At 54.5% G+C, this 5,525-nt stretch carries 5 protein-coding genes and 3 pseudogenes; 2 read left to right on the forward strand and 6 right to left on the reverse strand.

The window, feature by feature from the left end:
* Positions 1-75: 75 nt before the first annotated feature.
* Positions 76-273, reverse strand: a pseudogene (locus tag Q4Q11_RS30680) (LysR family transcriptional regulator); the annotation flags it as partial.
* A 162-nt stretch (positions 274-435) separates the two neighbouring features.
* On the opposite strand from Q4Q11_RS30680, the pseudogene Q4Q11_RS30685 reads away from it, so the two are divergent.
* A pseudogene (locus Q4Q11_RS30685) lies at positions 436-585 on the forward strand (alpha/beta fold hydrolase); the annotation flags it as partial.
* Here Q4Q11_RS30685 and Q4Q11_RS30690 read toward each other — a convergent pair.
* The 3 genes and pseudogenes from Q4Q11_RS30690 to Q4Q11_RS30700 all read right to left on the reverse strand — a co-directional run.
* A pseudogene (locus Q4Q11_RS30690) lies at positions 579-926 on the reverse strand (type IV toxin-antitoxin system AbiEi family antitoxin domain-containing protein); the annotation flags it as partial. The pseudogenes Q4Q11_RS30685 and Q4Q11_RS30690 overlap by 7 nt on opposite strands.
* A 231-nt stretch (positions 927-1,157) precedes the next feature.
* A complete protein-coding gene (locus tag Q4Q11_RS30695; RefSeq protein ID WP_498571844.1) occupies positions 1,158-1,580 on the reverse strand; it encodes a type II toxin-antitoxin system VapC family toxin in 423 nt (140 codons plus the stop codon).
* The gene (locus Q4Q11_RS30700; protein WP_112508848.1) at positions 1,577-1,831 is read right to left on the reverse strand and encodes a type II toxin-antitoxin system Phd/YefM family antitoxin; all 255 of its coding nucleotides are present in this window, start codon (positions 1,829-1,831) and stop codon (positions 1,577-1,579) included. Before Q4Q11_RS30700 ends, Q4Q11_RS30695 begins: the two co-directional genes overlap by 4 nt.
* Positions 1,832-2,233: 402 nt before the next feature.
* Here Q4Q11_RS30700 and Q4Q11_RS30705 point away from each other — a divergent pair, with 402 nt between their 5' ends.
* The gene (locus Q4Q11_RS30705; RefSeq protein ID WP_498571845.1) at positions 2,234-3,289 is read left to right on the forward strand and encodes a Fic family protein; all 1,056 of its coding nucleotides are present in this window, start codon (positions 2,234-2,236) and stop codon (positions 3,287-3,289) included.
* A gap of 810 nt (positions 3,290-4,099) precedes the next feature.
* Here the strand turns inward: Q4Q11_RS30705 and Q4Q11_RS30710 are convergent.
* Together Q4Q11_RS30710 and Q4Q11_RS30715 are read right to left on the reverse strand one after the other, a co-directional pair.
* Positions 4,100-4,462: a hypothetical protein gene (locus Q4Q11_RS30710; RefSeq protein ID WP_498571846.1), complete on the reverse strand. Its 363-nt coding sequence runs from the start codon at positions 4,460-4,462 to the stop codon at positions 4,100-4,102.
* Positions 4,463-4,797: 335 nt separating this feature from the next.
* Positions 4,798-5,436, reverse strand: a complete 639-nt coding sequence (locus Q4Q11_RS30715) for a YcxB family protein (protein ID WP_498571847.1) — start codon at positions 5,434-5,436, stop codon at positions 4,798-4,800.
* Between the last annotated feature and the right edge of the window lie 89 nt (positions 5,437-5,525).

The following is a 5,525-nucleotide window of genomic DNA, read 5'->3' on the forward strand; positions in this document are numbered from 1 at the left end:
AGCACTAATGCTGGTTCTAATGCCAGAACATCGCCTAACTGGCTCGTTCAGCAAAATCCGTTCACCGGACGCTCACAGAAAAACGCGCCCCGCATCCGTGAGTACAACCCCGCGCGCCTGCCGCTCCAATAGCTGAACACCGACTTCAGATTCGAGATCGCGAATTTGCCGGCTCAATGATGGTTGGGAGGTGTTCAGTCGCCGCTGGGCAGCGGTCAACAAGCCGCCCTCCTCGGCAACCGCAATGAAGTAGCGTAAATGGCGGAGTTCCATCCGATCCTCGCTATATCTTTAAGGCATAGCTCGAACATATAAGGTATTTGTCTTTGGAAAAAGGGCGATTTAGTTAGCGTCGTAATCCGGGGATATAATCAAAGACGCCTCACCGGAGGTATTTCCCACTCAACTTTGTCTCATTAGAGAAGGAGCGACGCGATGCCTACGATCACCACCGCAGACGGCGTAAACATCTTCTACAAGGACTGGGGCTCAGGCCAGCCGATCGTATTCAGCCACGGCTGGCCGCTGTCGGCGGACGACTGGGACGCCCAGATGACCTTCTTCCTTCGACACGGCTATCGGGTAGGTGTACCATCTGGTTTCGGAGGCCAGTCTTTGCGGCCTATGGCAAGCCACACGTGTCCCGGCAGTTGATCGGTAAGGCCGTGGAAGGCCAGAGCCGAAACAAGGCAGACAACGGCTTTCGGAACGCGTTTGGCAGCCTCTGCCAGACTATGGTTGGCATCGAGTTCGGCATCTGGAAGTTGATAAAGACCGCGAGCAAGCCGCAGCACTTCACCATCCCGTTCCATTCGGCCCATGGTTGCCGCTGTCACGCCAGCGCTCCGAAGTTCCGCCAGTCGTGCGATGCCTCGCTCGATAAGCACATTACGAGCGATCTGGCGTTGAGTGAGGGTAACCGGCATTGACACAAGAACTCGGAGTATAGAACCTATTATCCGAGGATTTGTATCACAATCCTTGCCCTTAAGGAAGGCAACGATTGGACGAAAGAGCGAGCAACAACCATAGTTATGCTCTTGATGAAATTCGAACCTCCGACCCTTACGATGCTTACGATCCTAGCAAATAGGCTGAGGCGATCCCAGGAATTCCCCGAAAAAGACATCAGCTCGCGAATACCCACGCGGCCGATGTTATTCGCGCCATGGATCGACGAGGATCACGCCGGTACCATCGAAATCTTGAACATTCCATGTGACCACCGTTAAACCGTGAACCAGCGCGGTCGCCGCTATCAAGGCATCGGCTTCGTTACGGCGATCTGGAATATGTAAGTGGGCACAACGCGTTGCTATCGCGTCATCGATTGACAGAACTCGCTCCGCGAACTCAGGGCGGACACGGCTGTCCATCCATGCCCGCAGGCGAGAACCTTGGGAAGCATCTCGACGCTGGATGCTCAATATCCCGCGCTCAAGTTCCAGAATCGTAATCGCGGAAATGAATAGGTCGCTGGAATCTTGAGCACCGACCCATTTCGTCACATTTGGATCAGCTTTACCGTCTCCGACTTTACGCAGCTCGGAGACGACGTTTGTATCCAGCAGATACTTCAAGACAGATCGACTCCACGAGGTGCAATTTCGGCTCGGGGTGGATCGAAATCGATGGCTGACAACCCGGGCATTGAAAGAACATCGACAAGATTGCGGCGCTTGCCGGTCAGGCGCACGAACTCACTGTAGGTCATCAACACATGGGATGGCTTCCCGCGATCTGTGATAACTACAGGCCCTTTATTGGCAGCCTTCTTTGCCCTACTCACGTCGTGGTTCAACTCCCGGCTAGATAAACTCGTGATGCTCATAACAGCCTCCATGTAGGAACATGCCTACATATAGGTTACTGTTTGCTGCAAAGCAATGCCCGCCTTGAAAGGGATCGAACCTACGACCGCGCTATTGTTCCGCGTCGATCTCATCCAAACTCTTAGAGACATCAGAGACTTAGACATTCCAGTCCTTGCCCCGGTCGCAGGTGCCTTGCCAATGACATATGAGGACCGTCGAATTTCTGAAATCGGTCGTCGCCGTACATCTTCTCTTGTCTCGCTATAAAAGTCTGGATCCGCCCGAGTGAACAATGGCCTGTCAGTTGGCTCACAATAAACTGATAGATCTGACAAAATTTCTCGCGGAAATTGGATGGAAATGGATGAATAAATAGCGCATGACAGCGTCTTAGGAATTGGATGAGAATGGATGGAAAAATGGCATTTCTAAATACGGCGACCGTCCGGATCACGCCCGAAATCCTGTCGCTGATCGCCGAAATCGACGAATTCAAAGGTGCCTGGCGTGCGATCGGCCGGATCGCACCTGAGCGGCTGTCCAGCCTCCGGCGTGTTGCCACGATCGAAAGCGTCGGTTCCTCAACACGTATCGAAGGGGCACGCCTCACCGACCGAGAGGTCGAAAAGCTGCTTGCAAACATTCGTCTGGGTTCGTTTACGACACGCGACGAGCAAGAGGTTGCCGGCTATGCGGAGGTGATGGAGACCATCTTCAGTGCTTACGAAGCTATCTCGTTCAACGAGAATCATATCCGTCAGCTCCACCGCGACCTTCTTGCGCATTCGACAAAGGATGAGCGGCATCGTGGCGCTTACAAAACCCTCTCCAACAACGTGGAAGCGTTCAACGAACAGGGCGGGAGTCTCGGCATCGTTTTCGAAACGGCATCGCCGTTCGATACGCCGCGTCGAATGGAAGAACTGATCGCCTGGTTGGATGAGCAAGGGCGAGAAAAGCAGCTCCATCCACTTTTGGTCGTCGCGATCTTCGTTGTCGTTTTCCTCGAGATCCATCCATTTCAGGATGGCAATGGCCGCCTATCGCGTATTCTGACCACCTTGTTGCTCCTGCGCGCCGGCTACGCTTACGTACCTTACAGCTCGCTCGAAAGCATCATCGAGCAAAGCAAGGAGAGCTATTACATCTCGCTTCGGCGCACGCAGGGAACGATCCGGAGCACGGAGCCCGACTGGAATCCCTGGATCGAGTTCTTTTTGAGAGCCCTGCATCGGCAGAAGACGCGGCTTGAGAAGAAAATGGAACGCGAGCGTATTATCCTCGCCGACATGCCGGAATTATCCGTCGCATTGCTCGAGTTGGCGCGCGAGCACGGGCGGATCACGGTCGCGGAAGCTGCCCGGATCACCGATGCAAGCCGTCACACCATCAAGGATCACCTCAAGGCACTCGTGGATCAAGGGCACCTCGTTCTGCACGGTGCCGGCCGCGGTGCCTGGTACGGTCTTTCCTGATGAATGGGATGTCAGGCCTATATGAATGGGTTTGCTCTTGAACCAATTCGAACCGGTGGATTACGCTTACGGTGTGAATCGGCGTCGCCAAATGACCCCACCCATCTTTGAAATATCAATAGCTTGTGACGCCGATTTGCCCCTAATCATCGCGCCGATTCACACGATTATGACAATGACGGGCAGGCGCATGGCAATCTCTCTTGAAAATCAACCGCAATGAAGTTCACGGGCAGCTCCACCGATAGCGAGGTTCACCGGGCCGCTGGTCCGCAACTTCCCATTTTACAGATTGCAGTGAGCAGGTTCATTTCTTGGCAAGACGTGTTGGGACTGTTGCAGGTGCACAGGCACACCTTCGGTTGCCGACAAGCTGAATTTTGGGATCTTCAGCTCCTAACGGGCAATGGTTCAAGAAGACTGCCAATGGACCACGATGGCAATCAAAAGGCCGGCTGAGGGCAGCGTATTCAGCAGCAAGCCAGCGACACCAAGCCACCTCCAACGCTCATTGCGCACCAAGGCAACGATCGCGAGCAAAGACCCGGCTATGGCCGACCCAAACAACGCGATCGCGATAGCTCCCAGCCATCCGTACGGACCTGCGTTCATCGCGATAATGAAGCCCACACCAATGCCGGCGACCGGTGCAAAGAGCGACGCTACCGTAAAGCCGGTGCCAAGCTTTGTACTCGTTCTGCTCAATCGACCCAAAACTGTGTCACTTGGAACTCCCGTTAATTGACGCGGCGGCCAGGTCGCTAGCGGACTGGATGAGGGTGCAATACCCTCGTGGGTGCCAATACCTGTCTATCGCCATTTGCGAGGATCTGACCCGTCTTGGCAGCCGTAGGGCGGCAAGCTGCTGCCGAACGTCGCATGCAGCATATCGCATCCCCATTTGTTAATCGGCCCTGGCATGCGGCTATTGAGCTCAATGCCCACTTCGTCATACGGGCTTTCGGTGTTGCTGACATAGCGATGCCAGCGGTAGCCGATCGCCGCGCCCATGGCGACTATGATGATCACCAGTAATCGAAAGACTCTAAACAAAATCCACTCCTCGAAAATCACCGAGCTGGTACCGGTCTGACGATCGATACGCTCACGACCGTCTTGCGCGTTTGCGAGCGACGGTTCCTTAAGATCATCGCCGTAGGGAAAGATCGACACGATGTAAAGATTGCGACCAAGCCGCCGTTGCGAAAACGCGCCCAGTCACTTCGGAATTCAGTCGCTGTGGCCACCAAGGCCACCTGGTCGGCGCCTGAGGTATTGCAAACGATCGCAGATCTAGTGGGTGAAGAACCTCTGTTCCCCGATGTGAACAGCCGCGGTGACGCCTGTGATCGCGCTGCTGAAACGGATGGCGTCACATCAGCGCGGGATCGGACTCTGCTGGTCCGGAAACCGGACCGGTCGTCAATATTATCGCCTGAGGTTATGTCTTCGCAGTAGCAGCTTTCGTGGGAATAGGACATATCCTCCGCAAACCCGCTGCCTTCCTTTCATTGAGGGGCCAACCCGGCATGAGCGCGGGCGAAGGCAAGCGCATTGGCATATGAGGTACCATCGGCGAATGCGCGTCTGGGCAAAAGAACGGACTGTCGGTTCGAGAGGGTCACCAGGAAGAAAGTCCGCTCTTCAACGACACGCTTAATCGCTGACCAGCTGATGGTTGAAGCCATATTTGGAGCTCTGATCGCCACCTCCTTTTCACCAAGTTCGACGTCATGCAGTAATCCTTTCGTCGGTACACGGCTAAAGAGCAGACAGGCGACAAGGCCTGTTATCCAATGCGAGAACAGCGCGACAGCAGCGACGACGATATAGATGGCATAGAACCAGATCGGCATCTCACCGGATGCAATCGCTTTCATCATGTCAAGCAAGGTCTCAAAATTGCCTGCGTCGGAGTCGGTTCCAAGCGAAATACCTATGAAAAGCGCCCCGAGCACAAACAGAAAGGCACGGATAATTCTTTGGAGCAGTGGGCGGCGGGTCAACGCGACGCACATGAGGACATAGTCGGTTCGGGTTAGAATGTATGAAGCCGTTAGAGCCACTTTTCTTTCCTCACCATCACGCTGATGTTGGTTAGCCAATTGGCCGCGATATCCATTTCCGGACGCAGATTGCGTGATCATCTGCTAGGCACGAAACCCGGCGACCGAAATCGCCGGGTTTCTGAACAGCTTTGAGAACGGCAGCTTAGTCGTTCGAGGAAACCTTGAGG

The organism is Rhizobium sp. UFLA01-1127 (assembly GCF_059803845.1).

Coding starts and splice junctions, on each gene's coding strand:
- Q4Q11_RS30715 (WP_498571847.1), bottom strand. CDS start 5,436: ATGATCACGCAATCTGCGTCCGGAAATGGATATCGCGGCCAATTGGCT.
- Q4Q11_RS30700 (WP_112508848.1), bottom strand. CDS start 1,831: ATGAGCATCACGAGTTTATCTAGCCGGGAGTTGAACCACGACGTGAGT.
- Q4Q11_RS30705 (WP_498571845.1), top strand. CDS start 2,234: ATGGCATTTCTAAATACGGCGACCGTCCGGATCACGCCCGAAATCCTG.